The sequence below is a fragment of the Erwinia sp. PsM31 genome, from assembly GCF_030433775.1.
Classification (GTDB): Bacteria; Pseudomonadota; Gammaproteobacteria; order Enterobacterales; family Enterobacteriaceae; genus Erwinia; species Erwinia aeris.
In genome coordinates this window covers 88,064-105,934 of sequence record NZ_JARUWZ010000005.1, presented here as the reverse complement: position 1 = coordinate 105,934, position 17,871 = coordinate 88,064, and the positions used below count along the sequence as shown (strand labels likewise).

General features: G+C 61.0%; 14 protein-coding genes. 6 read left to right on the top strand and 8 right to left on the bottom strand.

What is annotated here, in order from left to right; translation table 11 throughout:
• Positions 1-18: 18 nt before the first annotated feature.
• The 8 genes from panC to thpR form a co-directional block, all read right to left on the bottom strand.
• Positions 19-873: a pantoate--beta-alanine ligase gene (panC, locus tag QCD69_RS06155; protein ID WP_301251383.1), complete on the bottom strand. Its 855-nt coding sequence runs from the start codon at positions 871-873 to the stop codon at positions 19-21.
• Between the two features lie 14 nt (positions 874-887).
• Entirely contained in the window at positions 888-1,682 is a 795-nt protein-coding gene (panB, locus tag QCD69_RS06150) for a 3-methyl-2-oxobutanoate hydroxymethyltransferase (RefSeq protein WP_253455213.1), read from the bottom strand.
• Between the two features lie 58 nt (positions 1,683-1,740).
• Positions 1,741-2,217 (bottom strand): 2-amino-4-hydroxy-6-hydroxymethyldihydropteridine diphosphokinase, encoded by a 477-nt coding sequence (gene folK / locus QCD69_RS06145; RefSeq protein ID WP_253455212.1) that lies wholly within the window; start codon positions 2,215-2,217, stop codon positions 1,741-1,743.
• A complete protein-coding gene (gene pcnB / locus QCD69_RS06140; protein WP_253461107.1) occupies positions 2,214-3,632 on the bottom strand; it encodes a polynucleotide adenylyltransferase PcnB in 1,419 nt (472 codons plus the stop codon). Before pcnB ends, folK begins: the two co-directional genes overlap by 4 nt.
• A 138-nt stretch (positions 3,633-3,770) precedes the next feature.
• Positions 3,771-4,646 carry a tRNA glutamyl-Q(34) synthetase GluQRS gene (gluQRS, locus tag QCD69_RS06135; RefSeq protein ID WP_301251489.1) on the bottom strand — a complete coding sequence of 292 codons (876 nt, stop codon included), beginning with the start codon at positions 4,644-4,646 and terminating at the stop codon, positions 3,771-3,773.
• Positions 4,647-4,699: 53 nt separating this feature from the next.
• Positions 4,700-5,155 carry an RNA polymerase-binding protein DksA gene (gene dksA / locus QCD69_RS06130; RefSeq protein WP_125289067.1) on the bottom strand — a complete coding sequence of 152 codons (456 nt, stop codon included), beginning with the start codon at positions 5,153-5,155 and terminating at the stop codon, positions 4,700-4,702.
• A 179-nt stretch (positions 5,156-5,334) separates the two neighbouring features.
• A complete protein-coding gene (gene sfsA, locus QCD69_RS06125) occupies positions 5,335-6,039 on the bottom strand; it encodes a DNA/RNA nuclease SfsA (protein WP_253455211.1) in 705 nt (234 codons plus the stop codon).
• Positions 6,036-6,575, bottom strand: a complete 540-nt coding sequence (gene thpR, locus QCD69_RS06120) for an RNA 2',3'-cyclic phosphodiesterase (RefSeq protein WP_301251382.1) — start codon at positions 6,573-6,575, stop codon at positions 6,036-6,038. The genes sfsA and thpR overlap by 4 nt, the downstream gene beginning before the upstream one ends.
• A 68-nt stretch (positions 6,576-6,643) precedes the next feature.
• On the opposite strand from thpR, the gene hrpB reads away from it, so the two are divergent.
• The 6 genes from hrpB (at position 6,644) to fhuB (ending at position 17,845) form a co-directional block, all read left to right on the top strand.
• Positions 6,644-9,079 (top strand): ATP-dependent helicase HrpB, encoded by a 2,436-nt coding sequence (hrpB, locus tag QCD69_RS06115; protein ID WP_301251381.1) that lies wholly within the window; start codon positions 6,644-6,646, stop codon positions 9,077-9,079.
• An 86-nt stretch (positions 9,080-9,165) separates the two neighbouring features.
• Entirely contained in the window at positions 9,166-11,685 is a 2,520-nt protein-coding gene (mrcB, locus tag QCD69_RS06110; RefSeq protein WP_301251380.1) for a bifunctional glycosyl transferase/transpeptidase, read from the top strand.
• A gap of 274 nt (positions 11,686-11,959) precedes the next feature.
• A complete protein-coding gene (gene fhuA / locus QCD69_RS06105) occupies positions 11,960-14,143 on the top strand; it encodes a ferrichrome porin FhuA (protein ID WP_301251379.1) in 2,184 nt (727 codons plus the stop codon).
• Positions 14,144-14,188: 45 nt separating this feature from the next.
• The gene (fhuC, locus tag QCD69_RS06100; protein WP_301251378.1) at positions 14,189-14,983 is read left to right on the top strand and encodes a Fe3+-hydroxamate ABC transporter ATP-binding protein FhuC; all 795 of its coding nucleotides are present in this window, start codon (positions 14,189-14,191) and stop codon (positions 14,981-14,983) included.
• Positions 14,984-14,993: 10 nt separating this feature from the next.
• Entirely contained in the window at positions 14,994-15,875 is an 882-nt protein-coding gene (gene fhuD / locus QCD69_RS06095; protein WP_301251377.1) for a Fe(3+)-hydroxamate ABC transporter substrate-binding protein FhuD, read from the top strand.
• Positions 15,872-17,845: a Fe(3+)-hydroxamate ABC transporter permease FhuB gene (gene fhuB, locus QCD69_RS06090; RefSeq protein ID WP_301251376.1), complete on the top strand. Its 1,974-nt coding sequence runs from the start codon at positions 15,872-15,874 to the stop codon at positions 17,843-17,845. Before fhuD ends, fhuB begins: the two co-directional genes overlap by 4 nt.
• Positions 17,846-17,871 lie beyond the last annotated feature (26 nt).

The following is a 17,871-nucleotide window of genomic DNA, read 5'->3' as shown; positions in this document are numbered from 1 at the left end:
TAAGCAATAATCGGCACGCTATGCCGTTAAATCGACCTGCTGATTATCAATCAGACGCGCCTTGCCCAGCCAGGCCGCCATCAAGATGACCGCACTTTTGCTTTCTACCGTCAGCGGCAGCAGCGTTTCAGCATCGACTATCGCCAGTCCGTCGGCGCGCAGGCCGTGGATGGCCAGCGCGGCTTCCGCATCGGCAATAATCACATCGACATGACGCTCTCCATTGGACAACCTTTCCGCCATGCTGTTCATGACGCGGCTCAGCGCGGGCGCGATTTTTCGCTCGTCGGGCGTCAGATAACCGTTACGCGAGCTGAGCGCCAGGCCGTCTTTCGCGCGCACCGTCGGCACGCCGACAATCTCGATATCGTAGCCCATGTCCGCGACCATCTTGCGGATCAGCGCCAGCTGCTGGAAATCCTTCTCGCCAAAGCAGGCCAAATCGGGCTGCACGAGGTTAAACAGTTTGCTGACGATGGTCGATACGCCGCGAAAGTGGCCCGGACGGCTGGCGCCTTCCAGCAGCGAAGAGAGGCCCGGCACCTCGACAAACGTCTGCTCGCCAAGCCCTTTTGGATAGATATCATCGGGCGCGGGCGCAAAAACCAGATCCACCTTGCGGCGGTTCAGCTTCTCACAGTCTTCCTGGAGTGTGCGCGGATAGCGCGCCAGGTCGTCAGCGCGCTCAAACTGCATCGGGTTAACGAAAATAGTGGTAACCACAATATCGGCGCGCGCGCGGGCTTCGTCGACCAGCGTCATATGGCCGTCGTGCAGATTGCCCATCGTGGGCACCAGCGCGATACGCTTGCCTTCTTGCCGCCAGCGGCGGATCTCACGCCGCAGCATGGGTAAGGTTTCAATAATCAGCACTTGCCGCTCCCGTCTCAGTAAAAACTGTGTTCTTCAGCAGGATACGTTCCCGCTTCGACTTCCGCTACATACTGCCTGACGGCAGCGCGCATCTCGCCTGTTTCCAACAGGAAATTTTTGACGAATTTAGGAATATGCCCGCCGGTGATGCCGAAGGCGTCGTGCATCACCAGGATCTGACCGTCGGTCACGTTGCCCGCGCCGATGCCGATCACCGGAATAGCCAGCGCCTCGGTCACGCGCTGCGCCAGCGCGACGGGCACGCACTCCAGCACCAGCATTTGCGCGCCGGCCGCTTCCAGCGCCAGCGCGTCGGCCAGCAGCGTCTCCGCCGCCTCGCTATCGCGACCCTGCACTTTATAGCCGCCGAAAATATTGACCGACTGCGGCGTTAAGCCCAGATGCCCACAGACCGGCACGGCGCGTTCGGCCAGCTGGCGCACGGTGTCGCTCAGCCAGGCGCCGCCTTCGATTTTCACCATGTTCGCGCCCGCGCGCATCAGCTCCGCCGAGCTGGCAAAAGCCTGTTCCGGCGTGGCGAAGGTCATAAAAGGCAGATCGGCCATCAGCAGCGCGGCAGGCGCGCCGCGGCGCACCGCACGGGTATGATAGGCGATATCCGCCAGCGTGACGGGCAGCGTGGAATCATGGCCCTGAACGACCATACCAAGCGAATCGCCGACCAGCATGACCTGGATGCCTTCGTCGGCAAACAGGCGAGCGAAGCTGTAGTCATAAGCGGTAACAGAAGCGAATTTGCGGCCGCTTTTTTTCCATTGGCGAAGGGTGGAGACCGTTGTCGGTTTCATCACAACCTCTGAGAAAGTGTTCTGGTGGGCGTATCTTAATGGAAGGGCGGTAGCCTGGCTACCAGGACTTAATGGCCCGGCAGTCCAGCGTGGCGACCAGCTTTTTAAGCGGCGTGCCGTCCGGCAAAATCAGTTCCGGCGCGATGGCGAGCAGCGGCACCAGCATAAACGCGCGGTTGTGCATATCGTAGTGCGGTACGGTCAGACGCGGCGTGTTAATCGTCAGATCGCCGAACAGCATGATGTCCAGATCCAGCGTGCGCGGGCCCCAGCGTTCATCCTTACGTACGCGTCCCTGTTCCTGCTCAATACGCTGGGTATGATCAAGCAACGTTTCCGGCGGCAGCGCCGTTTCCAGCAGCACGGCGGCATTAAGATAGTCGGGCTGATCCGGCGGGCCGTAGGGCGGCGTGCGGTAGAAGGGGGAGGTGGCCAGCAGGGTGGTTTGCGGCAGCCCGGCCAGTGCATCAAGCGCGGACTGCACCTGATGCAAAGGATCGGCCAGATTGCTGCCTAAGGCGAGATACGCCCTCATACGTTGCTGCTGTTACCGTCGCGACGAGGGCCAGGCACGCGCTTGCGCGGACGGCGGGTGCGGCGACGCGGCACCGGATCGTCGCCAAGCGTATTCAGCATCGTTTTCTGCTGCGGCGGCGCGGCAACCTGGAACTCGCCCCACCAGGCGGAGAGGCGCAGCAGCTCCTGGTTATTCTCTACTTCGGCGCGCAGCGCCAGCAGGTCGTAAGCGGCGCGGAACTTAGGATGCTCCATCAGCTTCCAGGCGCGCTTGCCGTGGCGGCGGGAAAGGCGCAGCTGCAGCTGCCAGATATCGCGCACCAGCGTGGTAATGCGTTTCGGAATAGCCAGCGAGCGGCACGCTTCATCCAGCACGTCGTTCATCGCCAGCGCGAAAGCGTCATAGTAGGCCAGGCCGCTTTCCTGCGCGATTTTCTGCGCCGCTTCCAGCTGCGGATACCAGAACATCGCCGAGAACAGGAACGCCGGGTTAACGCGCATATCGTTATGAATGCGGTTATCGGTGTTTTTCAGCACCTGCACCACCATGCGTTCCATATTGCTGTCGCCCTGATCCGTAAAGTAGCGGGTGATCAGCGGGAAGAGCGGCTGGAACAGCTGATATTCACGCAGCTGCAAATAGGTTGTGTAGCCATAACCGGCCTGCAACAGCTTCAGCGTCTCTTCAAACAGGCGCGCGGGCGGGATATCGTGCAGCAGCGTTGCCAGTCGAGGGATCGGCTCTGCCGTTTCGGCGGCGATGCTCATATCCAGTTTGGCGGCGAAGCGGATTACGCGCAGCATTCGCACGGGATCTTCACGGTAGCGCGTTTCCGGATCGCCAATCAGGCGGATAATGCCCTGATGCAGGTCGTTCAGGCCGCCGACATAGTCGCGTACGCTGAAGTCGGCCACGCTGTAATACAGGCTGTTGATAGTCAGATCGCGGCGCTGGGCGTCATCTTCAATGGTGCCGAAAATGTTGTCGCGCAGCAGCATACCGTTCTGGCCGCGCTGCGAGCTGTTGCGATCGGACTCCGGCTGTTCCGCTTCGTGATGGCCACGGAAGGTGGCGACCTCAATGATTTCCGGCCCGAACATGACGTGAGCGAGGCGAAAACGGCGGCCGACCAGACGGCAGTTGCGGAACAGCTTACGCATCTGCTCCGGCGTGGCGTTGGTAGTCACGTCGAAATCTTTCGGTTTTTTGCCCAGCAGTAAATCGCGGACGCCGCCACCGACAAGGTAAGCCTCATAGCCCGCTTTATTCAGTCGGTACAATACCTTGAGGGCATTTTCACTGATGTCTTTACGCGAGATAGCGTGCCCGTCACGCGGGATCACGGTTATCTTAGGCGCAACCTGCACCTCGGCTGGCGCCTCGCCTTCGCGGTTCAAAACTTTTCGGCAAAAATTAGCAACTCGGGTAAAAATGGGACACCTCGATAGTGACGTTAAAGCTGGGCGATAAAAAACAGCGGCTAATCATAGCTCAGTGTGGCGCGTTTGAGAATGCTCATCTCGCTTCGCTCTCGTTTTCAGGCCAGAGCGGGCGCGCGTATTCACTTTCTACTAACCATTCTGCAACAGTATATTCTGGCGCGGCACGCGGGTCAGATCCCATGCGGCGACCGCTTTTTCCAGTAAAACAGACGGCATTTCGTCGCGCCATCCTTCGCTGACCGGCTGGCCTAAAAAACGCAGCGCCTGCACCAGCACGGGCCGCGGATCGCCTGCCGGCAGCGGCGGCGCATGATTCTGCTTGGAAAGCTTGTTGCCATCGGCGTTGACCGCCAGCGGCAAATGCAGGTAGCCCGGCACCGGCCAGCCAAAGCGCTGGTACAGCGTTATCTGCCGTACCGTCGGCTCGATCAGGTCGGCGCCTCTGACCACTTCCGTCACGCCCTGAAAATGATCGTCCACCACTACCGCAAGATTATAGGCAAACAGCCCGTCGCGGCGGTGAATAATAAAATCTTCCTGCGCCAGTGCGGCGTCGGCCATCACCTCGCCGCGCAGCGTATCGGTAAACTGCGCTACGGGGCGATCGACGCGCAGACGCAGTGCCGCATTATCCGGGCCGCGTTGTCGCGTGCGGCAGTAGCCGTCGTAAAGGCCGCCGATTTGCCGAATGCGGCTGCGCGTGCAGGTACAGTAATAGCTGTGGCCCTGCTGGTTCAGCCAGGCCAGCGCTTCCCGATAGGCGTCATGACGCTGCGACTGCCAGAGCACCTCGCCATCCCAGTGCAGGCCATACTGCTCCAGCTGCTGAAGAATGCGCCGCGCCGCGCCGGGCACTTCACGAGGCGGATCGATATCCTCAATGCGCACCAGCCATTTGCCCTGCTGCGCGCGTGCCTGCAAATAGCTGCCAAGCGCGGCTATCAGCGAGCCGAAGTGGAGTTCACCGGAAGGGGATGGGGCGAAGCGCCCGATACAGGATGACATCGGAGAAGAGACAGGCAGTGAAGCAGATGCCTCACTGCACAATCCATTAGCCATTAACCGGCCATTTGTTTTTCGCGGATTTCCGCCAGCGTTTTACAGTCGATGCAAAGATCGGCGGTAGGACGTGCTTCAAGGCGACGGATACCGATTTCAACGCCGCAGGAATCGCAGTAGCCGAAATCGTCATCTTCTACTTTCTTCAGCGTCTTCTCGATCTTTTTGATCAGTTTGCGCTCGCGGTCACGGTTACGCAGTTCAAGACTGAATTCTTCTTCCTGTGCTGCCCGGTCAACCGGATCGGGGAAGTTGGCGGCTTCATCTTGCATATGCGTGACGGTGCGATCAACTTCATCCCGAAGCTGGTTACGCCAGGCTTCAAGGATCTTCTTGAAATGCGCCAGCTGGGCTTCATTCATGTACTCTTCGCCCGGCTTCTCCTGATAGGGTTCCACACCAGCGATGGCGAGAATACTCAGGGACGAGGTTTTACGGGTTTGCCCTTCTTGCATGTTGTTTCTCCTGGATAACACGCACTATCGATCCCCAGAGGGGATAAAAACAGGTCGCTATAAATAGCAGAAGCGATCAAGGTTGGCAATTATTCCTGAACATCCCTTGACAAGGCTGTGAGGAAAAGCGTATCTGACGCGACATAAGACCCTTCATATAACAGTTAATTGCGTCTGAATTACGCATTCACAATCAGTTTCCTCTCTACGACCAGACCTTCAGGCGAGAGGCTCGCTTTACAGGCAAGCACCTCGACCCCGCTTGCGCGCGCCTGAACCATGAGTTCTGCGTAGCGTGCATCAATGTGACGCGCCGGGGTGACGTCCTCAATCCCCGAATGCAGAACGGCAAATAAAAGCACCGCGCGCTCGCCGTTTTCCGCAATCTTCGCCAGTTCGCGCAGATGCTTCTGGCCACGCTCGGTAACCGCATCCGGAAAGTAACCCTTACCCTGTTGTAAGAGCGTCACGGATTTGACTTCAATATAGCAGTTGACGCGATCCTCTGCCTTTAACAGGAAATCAATACGGCTTTTTTCAGCGCCATATTTCACTTCACTTTGTAAATCCGCATAACCGGATAATTCCGGAATCTGCCCGGCCAGCAGCGCTTCTTTTACCAGCATATTGGCGCGCAGCGTATTTACGCAGATCCAGTGTCCCTGCTGGGTTTGTGTCAGTTCCCAGCTGTGCGGATACTTTCTGGTCAGGCTGTCCGACGTGGAGTACCACACCGTATCACCTGGCGTCGCACAGCCGGTCATCGCGCCGGTATTGGCGCAATGCAGCGTCAGTTCGGTGCCGTCTGGCGTGATGACATCGGCCAGAAAGCGCTTATAACGTTTGACCAGCGTGGCCTGGCGCAGCGGCGGCGTAAAATTCATAAACTTTCCTGTTGCAGTTCCCAGCTTGCCAGCTCCCGATAGCGCGTGCGGCCCTGGCTGAACAGCGACTCGAAGAGCGCAAAACGCTCCACGCGAAACTGCCAGCTGAAATTACGCGGCGGCAGCGCGACCGGCTGGAGAGCATTGCGGAATAATGTGACATGCGGATGAAAGGGCAGAGGACTTTGATAACAGCCGCTGCGCGCGGCCTGCGAGCGTAACAGTCCGGCCAGCTGCAGCAGTCCGCGCGGCGCCTGCTTCGGCCCCAGCCAGACCACGCCGGAACGCGGCCAGTGACCGGCGTCGTCCAGCGTCAGGGTAAACGGCGACTGCCTGATACGTCCGGCCATTTGTTGGAGCGCACGCTGCTTTTCCGCGCCGACATCACCCAAAAAGGCCAGCGTAAGATGCAGGTTAGCCGCCGCTATCGGACGGCCGGTCTCTTCGGCAAAGGTGGCGGCGCGCCACGCAATAACCTCCTGACTGCTGCTGGCCGGTAGCGCGATACCGAAAAACAGTCTTTTTTGCTCGTTCATGGTGCCCTCCGGTATTCCAGAAGCAGGAATGCTACAATGCCCGGCAACTTAAGGCCAGGAGCAGAGACGTGAGTTCATTACCAGTCAGCGCTGTATTACCCGAGCTGTTGGCGGCCCTGCGGGATGCGCCGCAGGTGCTGCTGGCGGCGCCGACCGGCGCGGGAAAATCGACATGGCTGCCGCTGCAGCTTTTGCAGCAGGTCAGCGGGCGTATTTTGCTGCTGGAGCCGCGCAGGCTGGCGGCGCGCAACGTGGCGCAGCGGCTGGCGGAGCAGCTTGGCGAAGCGCCAGGACAGACCGTGGGCTACCGGATGCGGGCGGAAAGCCGCAGCGGGCCGTCCACGCGGCTGGAGGTGATTACGGAAGGCATCCTGACGCGGATGCTACAGCAGGATCCGATGCTGGAAGGCGTTTCGCTGGTGATCCTGGATGAGTTTCACGAGCGCAGCCTGCAGGCCGATCTGGCGCTGGCGCTGCTGCTGGACGTGCAGCAGGGGCTGCGTGAAGATCTGAAAATTCTGCTGATGTCGGCCACGCTGGACAACGCTCGCCTGCAGGCGCTGCTGCCGGATGCGCCATCTGTCCGCTCCGAAGGCCGCTCTTTTCCCGTTGAGCGGCGCTACGCATCCCTGTCCACCAGCCAGCGGTTTGAAGAGGCGGTGGCGCGGCAGGTCAGCGAGCTGCTGCGCGACGAGCCTGGCTCGCTGCTGCTGTTTCTGCCCGGCGTGGGCGAAATCCAGCGGGTGCAGACGCAGCTGGCGCCACTGGTCGCCAGCGATGTCGATCTTTGTCCTTTATATGGCGCGCTGCCGCTGGCGGAGCAGCGTAAAGCTATCCTTCCTGCGCCTGTCGGCCGCCGAAAAGTGGTGCTGGCGACCAATATCGCGGAAACCAGCCTGACTATCGAAGGCATTCGGCTGGTGGTGGACAGCGCGCTGGAGCGGACGGCGCTGTTCGATACGCGCACCGGCCTGACTCGCCTGCAAACGCAGCGCGTCAGCCAGGCTTCGATGATCCAGCGCGCCGGACGCGCGGGTCGTCTGGCGCCGGGGATCTGCCTGCATCTGATCCCTAAAGAGCAGGCGGAACGGGCGGCGGCCCACAGCGACGCGGAAATACTGCAAAGCGATTTAAGCTCGCTGTGGCTGGATCTGCTGCAGTGGGGCTGCCACGACGCAGCGCAGCTCACCTGGCTGGATAAACCGCCCGCCGCCAGCCTGGCCCAGGCGCAGCGGCTGCTGTCGCAGCTTGGTGCCACCACCGATGCCGGACAGCTGACGGCCAAAGGTCGACGCATGGCCGCTTTCGGCAGCGAGCCGCGCCTGGCCGCGATGCTGGTCGAGGCGGGCAACGATGCGGACAGCGCCGCCACGGCGGCGATGCTGGCGGCGATCCTGGAGGAGCCGCCGCGCGGCAGCGTCGATCTGCGGGACGCGCTGCATCGTCCCCAGCCCCACTGGCAGAAACGAGCGAAACAGCTGCAGCAGCGGCTGCGCCTGACCGGCGGCGCGATCGATGCGGCGTTGGCCGCGCCGCTGCTGGCGAGCGCTTTTCCCGATCGTATCGCTCGCCGTCGCGGCATGGAAGGGCGCTATCAGCTGGCTAACGGCATGGGCGCGATGCTCGATCGCGAAGAGGCGTTAATCCGCTATGAATGGCTGCTTGCGCCCGCGCTATTACAGGGCAGCGCGCAGCCGGACGCGCGCATTCTCCAGGCGCTGCCGCTGACGATAGAAACGCTGATCGCCGAGCGGCCGCAGCTTGTCGGGCAGCGGGTAGAGGTTGAATGGCACGACGAGCGCGGCACGCTTTCCGCCTGGCGTCGCGAACAGATTGGCGAGCTGGTGCTGAAATCCCAGCCGCTGAGCAAGCCTGACGAAGCGGTGCTGCACCCGGCGATGCTGCGCTGGATCCGCAGCAAAGGGCTGTCGGTGCTGAACTGGACGCCCGCCGCCGAGCAGCTGCGTGTGCGGCTGGTCTGCGCCGCGCAGTGGCTGCCGGAACAGGCATGGCCCGCCGCCAGCGAGGCCGATCTGCTCGCCACGCTGGAAAAGTGGCTGCTGCCGATGATGAGCGGCGTGCGCGATGCAAAAGGGTTAAAACAGATCGACTGCGTCAACGCGCTATTACAATTGCTCACATGGTCACAGCGCCAGCAGCTGGATACTGTGCTGCCAACTCATTACACTGTGCCCACCGGAAGCCGGCTGCCGATCCGCTACGATGAAGAGAAGCCGCCCGCGCTGGCCGTGCGGCTACAGGAGATGTTCGGCGAAGCGCAAAATCCCAGCGTGGCCGAAGGGCGCATTCCGCTGGTGCTGGAGCTGCTCTCGCCTGCGCAAAGGCCGCTGCAGATCACGCGCGATCTGGCGGGCTTCTGGCAGGGAGCCTGGCGTGAGGTGCAAAAAGAGATGAAAGGGCGCTATCCCAAACATCTCTGGCCCGACGATCCGGCCAGCGCGCTGCCGACGCGGCGCACCAAAAAGTATTCCGCACCTTCCTGATCGGGTTTCAGAAGGTTCCCGTTCCACCGTAGTTGATGTCAGTGCATAGTCGGCCCGCCGACGGCGGCTCTGGAGAAAAGAAACGAATGTCAGACGATCGCGAACCTATTGGGCGTAAAGGTAAACAGCCCAACCCCCCGCGCAAAAAGGCGGGCCGGGGTCGCCGCAGGGAAGTCGATAATATTGATTTTCAGGATGATGACCATAATAACGAGGAGAAAGTACCCGTGCCACGTAAAGGAAAAGGACGGCCGCCGCGTAAAAGAGGCTGGCTGAGCTTAATGATTAAGCTGCTGCTGGTATTTATTGTACTGATGGCGGTCTACGGGGTGTACCTGGATTCGCAGATCCGCAGCCGTATCGACGGCAAAGTCTGGCAGCTGCCCGCCACGGTGTATGGCCGCATGGTCAATCTTGAGCCGGGCATGGCCTACAATAAAAAAGAGATGATCGCGCTGCTCGAAGGCACGCAGTACCGCGAGGTGACGCGCATGACGCGGCCTGGCGAGTTTACCGTGCAGGGCAACAGCATTGAGATGATTCGCCGCCCGTTTGACTTCCCGGACAGCAAGGAAGGGCAAATCCGCGCGCGGCTGAGCTTTGACAACGACTCGCTGACCGAGATCAAAAACCTCGACAGCGGCCGCGACTTCGGCTTCTTCCGTCTCGACCCTCGTTTGATCACTATGCTGCAATCACCAAACGGCGAGCAGCGCCTGTTTGTGCCGCGTGCGGGCTTCCCGGATCTGCTGGTCGATACGCTGGTGGCTACCGAAGACCGCCATTTCTACGAGCACGACGGCATCAGCCTGTACTCTATCGGCCGCGCCTTCCTGGCGAATATCACGGCAGGAAAAGCGGTGCAGGGCGGCAGTACGCTGACCCAGCAGCTGGTGAAAAACCTTTTCCTGACCAACAAACGTTCGCTGTGGCGCAAGGCTAACGAAGCCTATATGGCGCTGATTATGGACGCGCGCTACAGCAAAGATCGCATTCTGGAGCTTTACCTGAATGAGGTTTATCTGGGCCAGGCGGGCAACGATCAGATCCGCGGCTTCCCGCTGGCGAGCCTCTACTACTTTGGCCGTCCGGTGGACGAGCTGAGCCTGGATCAGCAGGCGCTGCTGGTGGGCATGGTGAAGGGCGCATCGCTCTATAACCCGTGGCGCAATCCGAAGCTGGCGCTGGAGCGCCGCAACCTGGTGCTGCGTCTGCTGCAGCAGCAGAAAGTGATCGACCAGGAGTTGTACGACATGCTCAGCGCCCGTCCGCTTGGCGTACAGCCGAAAGGCGGCGTGATCACGCCACAGCCTGCGTTTATGCAGATGGTGCGCAACGAGCTACAGGCGAAGCTGGGCGATAAGATCAAAGATCTTTCCGGCGTGAAAATTTTCACTACGCTGGATTCTGTTTCGCAGGATGCGGCAGAAAAAGCTGTGGAAGAAGGGATGCCGACGCTGCGTAAACAGCGCAACCTGAAGGATCTGGAAACCGCGATGGTGATCGTCGATCGCTTCAGCGGCGAAGTTCGCGCCATGGTTGGCGGTGCCGATCCGCAGTTTGCGGGCTATAACCGTGCGCTACAGGCGCGCCGGTCGATTGGTTCTCTGGCTAAGCCAGCCACCTATCTGACCGCGCTGAGCCAGCCGGATAGCTATCGCCTGAATACCTGGATTGCCGATAATCCGATCGCGCTGAAGCAACCAAACGGTCAGGTCTGGAAGCCGCAGAATGATGACCGCCGCTTCAGCGGTCAGGTGATGCTGGTAGATGCGCTGGCGCACTCCATGAACGTGCCAACGGTGAACCTGGGCATGACGCTGGGCCTGCCGCAGGTGGTGGATACCTGGAGCAAACTCGGCGTGCCGAAGGCTGAACTCCAGCCGGTGCCGGCTATGCTGCTGGGCGCGCTGAACCTGACGCCGGTCGAAGTGGCGCAGGCGTTCCAGACTATCGCCAGCGGCGGCGATCGCGCGCAGCTTTCCGCGCTGCGTTCGGTCATTGCCGAAGACGGCACCGTGCTTTATCAGAGCTTCCCGCAGGCGGAGCGCACCATTCCGGCCCAGGCCGCCTACCTGACGCTTTACGCGATGCAGCAGGTCGCGCAAGAGGGTACGGCCCGTGCGTTAGGTTCGCGCTATCCGAAGGCGCACCTGGCGGCGAAAACCGGCACCACCAACAACCTGATCGACAGCTGGTTCGCGGGCGTGGACGGCAAAGAAGTGGCGATCACCTGGATTGGCCGCGACAATAACCAGAGTACCAAACTGTACGGTGCCAGCGGCGCGATGCAGATCTACCGTCGCTATCTGGACAACCAGGCGCCGATGCCGCTGATGCCGACGCCGCCGGAAGATATCGCGCCGATGAACGTGGATTCAGCCGGTAACTTTGTCTGCGGCACGGGCAGCAGCAGCTGGCGGACGCTGCCGGTCTGGACCACCGATGCCGACGCACTCTGTCAGCAGCAGCAGCAGCAAATCCAGCAGCAGCAAATGCAACAGCAGCAAATGCAGCAGGAGCAGCAGCCTGCTCAACAGCCGCAAAACGAGCAGAAGGATGCGGATGGCGTGGCGGGTTGGATCAAGGATATGTTCGGTAAATAACTGAAAACAGGTGTAAAGCCGGTTCTTAACGAGCCGGCTTTTTTTTGCCTTTTTGGCGGCGGCAGCAGAAAAACTAAACCGGCAAAAAGAGGCTTTTCAGCGCGACGGCATGACAACGGCTTTATTTTCCCTGCTTTATGCTGGCCTGAACTCCGCCGGATTCGCGCTAAAAGCGCCCGATTTTTTCTTGCGAAAGCGCCGGTAATTCGCCTATTATCCTGTCGTTATAATAATAATTCTCGTTTACATTCTACTTTTCATCAGAGAACGCTAAATGGCTATTTCATCTTTGAAATCATCCGCTTTGCCGGTAAGCCGACTGGCCTGCCTTGTTGCCGTCGCGCTTTCCTCCTCTGCTTTCGCCGCCAGCGAACAGACTATTACCGTCAGCGCCAACGCCGATGCCGCCAGCGAAAACGCCTGGGGCCCGGCACCGACCATCGCCGCTAAACGCAGCGCCACCGGTACCAAAACCGATACGCCGATTGAAAAAAATCCGCAGTCCGTTTCGGTGGTGACCAGCGACGAAATCGAGATGCGCAACGTCAGCACGGTTAAGGAAGCCTTTAACTATGCGCCCGGCGTAATGACCGGCAACCGCGGCAGCTCGCAGGTTATCGACGCGCTGTCCATCCGCGGCTTCAGCGAAACCAACACCAATCAGTATCTGGACGGCCTGAAGCTCCAGGGCGATAACTACTCCGAATTCGCTATCGATCCTTATTTTCTGGAGCGCGCGGAGCTGCTGCGCGGGCCGGCATCCGTGCTTTACGGCAAGAGCAACCCGGGCGGCGTAGTTGCGCTGGTCAGCAAGCGTCCGACCACGGAAACGCTGCGCGAAGTGCAGTTCCAGATGGGCTCGGATAACCTGTTTTCCACCGGCTTTGATTTCGGCGGCGCGCTGGATGACGGCGGCGTTTACTCCTGGCGCCTGACCGGCCTGGCGCGCAGTCAGGACGCGCAGCAGGATATGCAGAAAGAGAAGCGCTATACCGTGGCGCCGTCTTTCAGCTGGCAGCCCGACGCCAACACCAACTTCACGCTGTTAACCTATTTCCAGAACGAGCCGGAAACGGGCTACTACGGCTGGCTGCCGCGTCAGGGTACCGTGGTGCCGATCGTTGATGCCAACGGCCGGCAGCACAAGTTGGGCACCGATTTTGACGAAGGCGAGGCGAGCAATAAGATCTCCCGCAACACCAAAATGGTGGGCTATAACTTCTCGCACAGCTTTAACGATACCTGGACCGTGCGGCAAAACCTGCGCTACGCCGATCTGCGCACCGACTATCGCAGCATTTACGGCAACGGTTTCGACAGCGCCAGCAGTGCCATTACCCGCGCTTACGCCGGTTCTGAAGAAGAGCTGAACCAGTTTGCCGTCGATAGCCAGGCGCAGGCGAAATTCGCTACGGGCGCGCTGGATCATACGCTGCTGCTGGGCGTCGACTATCAACGTACCCGCAACGATATCAACGCCGGATTCGGTACCGCTTCCCCGCTGAGCGCGCTGGATCCGCAGTACGGCAACGACAGCACCACGATCACCTTCCCGTATCACTATCTGAACAAGCAGGAGCAGACCGGCCTGTACGCGCAGGATCAGATGGAGTGGGACCGCTGGGTCATGACGCTGGGCGCGCGCTACGATTACGCGATGACCTCGGCGTTTAACCGTGATACCAACGCGCTGGCGAAAAACCACGACCAGGCTTTCACCTGGCGCGGCGGCCTGAACTACGTGTTTGATAACGGTGTGGCGCCTTATTTCAGCTACAGCGAATCCTTTATTCCGACTGCCGGAACCTCCGCTGAAGGGCAGCCGTTCGATCCGTCACGCGCTAAGCAGTACGAGGCTGGCGTAAAATACGTGCCGAAAGACCGCCCGATTGTGATCACCGGCGCGCTCTATCAGCTGACTAAAACGAAAAATCTGACGGCGAATCCCGATCCTGAGTTCGCCAATTTCAGCGTGCAAAGCGGCGAAATCCGCTCGCGCGGCGTCGAGCTGGAAGCGAAGGCGGCGGTCAATGCCAACGTTAACGTTATCGCCTCTTACACCTATACCGACGCGGAATATACGCACGATACGCAGCTGAAAGGCAGAACGCCGGTGCAGGTGCCGAAACATATGGCGTCGCTGTGGGCCGATTATACCTTCCACGAAACGGCGCTTTCCGGCCTGACCGTGGGAAGCGGCGTACGCTATGTTGGCGAGAGCAAAGGCCTGTACAGCACCGGCCCTGATACTAATCAGAACTTCAACGTGGCGGCGTACACCACCGTCGATGCCGTGGTGAAGTACGATCTGGGGCGTTTTGGTCTGCCAGGCTCGTCGATTGGCGTCAACGTCAACAACCTCTTCGATCGGGATTATGTCGCCAGCTGCTATCGCGACTACGCCTGCTACTGGGGCGCCGAACGTCAGATCGTCGGCACCGCCACTTTCCGTTTCTAACCAAACCGGGCGCGGTTCGCCGCGCCCGTCAGGCAGAAAATTGTTATGCATTCTCCGCACCTGACCGACAGCACCTTCTCGCTGCATCAAACTTCATTTGCCGTTCCGGGCCGCATCCTGCTCCAGCCGCTGTCGCTGACCTTTCCCGCCGGAAAAGTCTGCGGGCTGATTGGGCATAATGGCTCCGGCAAATCCACGCTGTTAAAGCTGTTGGGGCGCCATCACGCCGCGACCGGCGGCGAAGTGCGGCTCAATGATAAAGCGCTGGCGCAGTGGCCCGCTAAGCGCTTTGCCCGTGAGGTCGCCTATCTGCCGCAGCAGCTTCCCGCCGCCGAGGGCATGACGGTGCGGGAGCTGGTCTCGATGGGGCGCTATCCCTGGCACGGCGCGCTGGGCCGCTTCGGCAGCGAAGATCGCGATCGCGTCGATGAAGCCATTGCGCTGGTGGGCCTGAAACCTTTCGCCTCGCGTCTGGTGGACAGCCTCTCCGGCGGCGAGCGCCAGCGCGCCTGGATTGCGATGCTGGTGGCGCAGAACAGCCGCTGCCTGCTGCTGGATGAACCGACTTCCGCGCTGGATATCGCTCATCAGGTCGAGGTGCTGGCGCTTATCCAGCGGCTCAGCCATGAGCGGGGGCTGACCGTGATCGCCGTGCTGCACGATATCAATATGGCCGCCCGCTACTGTGACCACCTGGTCGCCTTACGCAACGGCGGGATGATTGCGCAGGGTGATGCCGACGCGATTATGCAGCCGGAGGTGCTCCAGGCCATTTACGGTATCCCAATGGGCATTCTGCCGCACCCGGACGGCGGCACGCCGGTAAGTTTTGTTTACTAAAGGAATCTCCATGCCGGATTTTTATCGCCGCCGCCTGCTGATGGCGATGGCGCTTGCGCCTTTGCTGCCCGCCTTCGGCAGCCGTGCCGCGTCGGGCATTGACGCAGCGCGCATTGTGTCGCTGGAGTGGCTGCCGACGGAACTGCTGCTGGCGCTTGGCGTCGCGCCGATGGGCGTAGCCGAAATGTATAACTACCAGCTTTGGGTCGGCGAGCCAAAGCTGCCTGCCTCAACGGTGGATCTGGGCCTGCGCACCGAACCCAATCTTGAGCTGATGATGCAGATGCGGCCTTCGCTCATTCTTTACTCTTCCGGCTATGGGCCATCCAACGACAAATTTGAGAAAATCGCGCCCGCGATGGGCTTCGCCTTCAACGACGCCAGCGGCAAACCGCTGACCGTGGCGCGGCAGTCGCTGATGCAGCTGGCCGACCGTCTCGATCGCGTGCCGCAGGCGCAGCGCCATCTGGCACAGTTCGACGCCTTTATCGCCGCCGCCAGAAAGCGCGTTGCCGGTCGAAAGCGGCGTCCGGTGCTGCTGATGTCGCTGCTGGATGCGCGTCATGCGCTGGTTTTTGGCAAGGGCAGCCTGTTTCTGGAAGTGATGAACGAGCTGGGGCTGGAAAACGCCTGGCAGGGCGAAACCAATTTCTGGGGAAGCGCGGTGATCGGGCTGGAAAGGCTGGCGACGCTAAAAAACATCGAGGCGATCTGTTTTGCGCACGGAGACGATAATTTAATGCAGCAGGTCAGCGCGACGCCGCTCTGGCAGGCGATGGATTTTGTTCGGCAGCAGCGCTTTCGCCGCGTGCCGCAGGTCTGGTTCTATGGCGCAACGCTTTCTGCGATGCGTTTTTGCCAGTCGCTGGATCGGGCGCTGGAGCCGCTATGAAAAATTCCGCGCGTTTTCCCGTGTTCTTATTAACGCTGCTGTTCGCGCTGGCGCTGGGCCTGACCGGCTATAACTTCAGCCAGCATCTTGCGCCGTCGCTGTGGTTCAGCGCGATAAAAGCCGCCAGTCCCGAAAGCGTCAGCCAGATGGTGTTTCACTACAGCCTGCTGCCGAGGCTGGCGCTGTCGCTGCTGGTGGGCGCCGGGCTGGGGCTGGTGGGCCTGCTCTTCCAGCAGGTGCTGCGCAATCCATTAGCAGAGCCAACTACGCTTGGCGTCGCCACCGGCGCGCAGCTTGGCCTGACCATTGCCGCGCTCTGGAGCCTGCCGCTATTTGGCCAGCAGTTTGCCGCTATGCTCGGCGCGCTGGCCATCGGGCTGATTGTGTTTGGCATCGCCTGGGGGAAGCGGCTTTCTCCGGTCACGCTGATCCTGGCCGGCCTGGTGATGTCGCTCTATTGTGGCGCGGTCAATCAGCTTATCGGCCTGTTTAATCACGACAGGCTGCAGAATATCTTTTTATGGGGAACCGGCTCGCTGAACCAGATGGACTGGGGCAACGTCGAATTCCTGTGGCCGAAGCTGCTGACGGGCTTTGTGCTGGCGCTGCTGTTGCGCAGGCCGATGACGCTGATGGGGCTGGACGACGGCGTGGCGAAGAATCTGGGGCTGGGGCTGTCGCTGGCCCGCTTAAGCGTGCTGGCGCTGGCTATCGTGCTCAGCGCGCAGCTGGTAAACGCGGCGGGCGTGATCGGCTTTATCGGCCTTTTTGCGCCGCTGCTGGCAAAAATGCTGGGTGCAAGACGGCTGCTCAGCCGGATGCTGCTGGCGCCGTTTATCGGCATGTTGCTGCTGTGGCTGGCCGATCAGAGCGTGATCTGGCTGACCGATCGCTGGCAGGAAATTTCGACCGGTACGGCAACCGCGATTATTGGCGCACCGCTGCTGCTGTGGTTACTGCCGCGCCTGCGTACCGCTTCCGCGCCGCCCGCGCTGGATCGGGGCGATCGCGTGCCGGTCGAGCGCCACGGCCTGCTGTTGTGGTGTCTGGGCGGCGTGGCGCTGCTGTTGGCGCTGGGCGCCGTGGCGCTCAGCTTCGGGCGCGGCGCTGACGGCTGGACGTGGGCAAGCGGCGAACTGTGGCAGCAATTGTTGCCCTGGCGAATGCCGAGACTGGCGGCGGCGCTGGCGACGGGCATGATGCTGGGCGCGGCTGGCTGCCTGGTGCAGCGCCTGACCGGCAATCCGATGGCCAGCCCGGAAGTGCTGGGCATCAGCTCCGGCGCCGCCTTTGGCGTGGTGATTATGTTGTTTCTGGTGCCCGGCGACGCCTTCGGCTGGCTGCTGCCTGCGGGCAGCCTGGGCGCGGCAATCACGCTGCTGATTATTACCTTTGTGGGCGGGCGCGGCGGCTTTTCGCCCGAACGTATGCTGCTGGCGGGCATGGCGCTGAGTACCGCCTTTGCCACCCTGCTGCTGCTGCTGATGGCCAGCGGCGATCCGCGTATGGCCGGGCTGATGACGTGGATCTCCGGCTCGACCTATAGCGTGAGCGGCGAGCAGGCGATCAGGACGATAATCGTGGCGGCCGTGCTGCTGGCGCTGACGCCGCTGTGCCGTCGCTGGCTGACGCTGTTGCCGTTAGGCGGCGAAACGGCCCGCTCGCTGGGCGTGGCGCTGAAAACCTCGCGGATGGCGCTGCTGCTGCTGGCGGCCGCGCTGACGGCGGCGGCCACGCTGACCATCGGGCCGCTGAGCTTTGTCGGGCTGATGGCGCCGCATATCGCAAGGATGCTGGGTTTCCGGCGGGCGCTGCCGCAGCTGCTTATCGCCAGTCTGCTTGGCGGCGGTCTGATGATGATAGCGGACTGGTGCGGACGGATGGTGGCCTTTCCGGCGCAGGTGCCGGCGGGACTGCTGGCGACCTTTATCGGCGCGCCTTACTTCGTTTATCTGCTGCGGAAGGTGTGAAGGAAAGGGCAGCGCCTGGTGCGCTG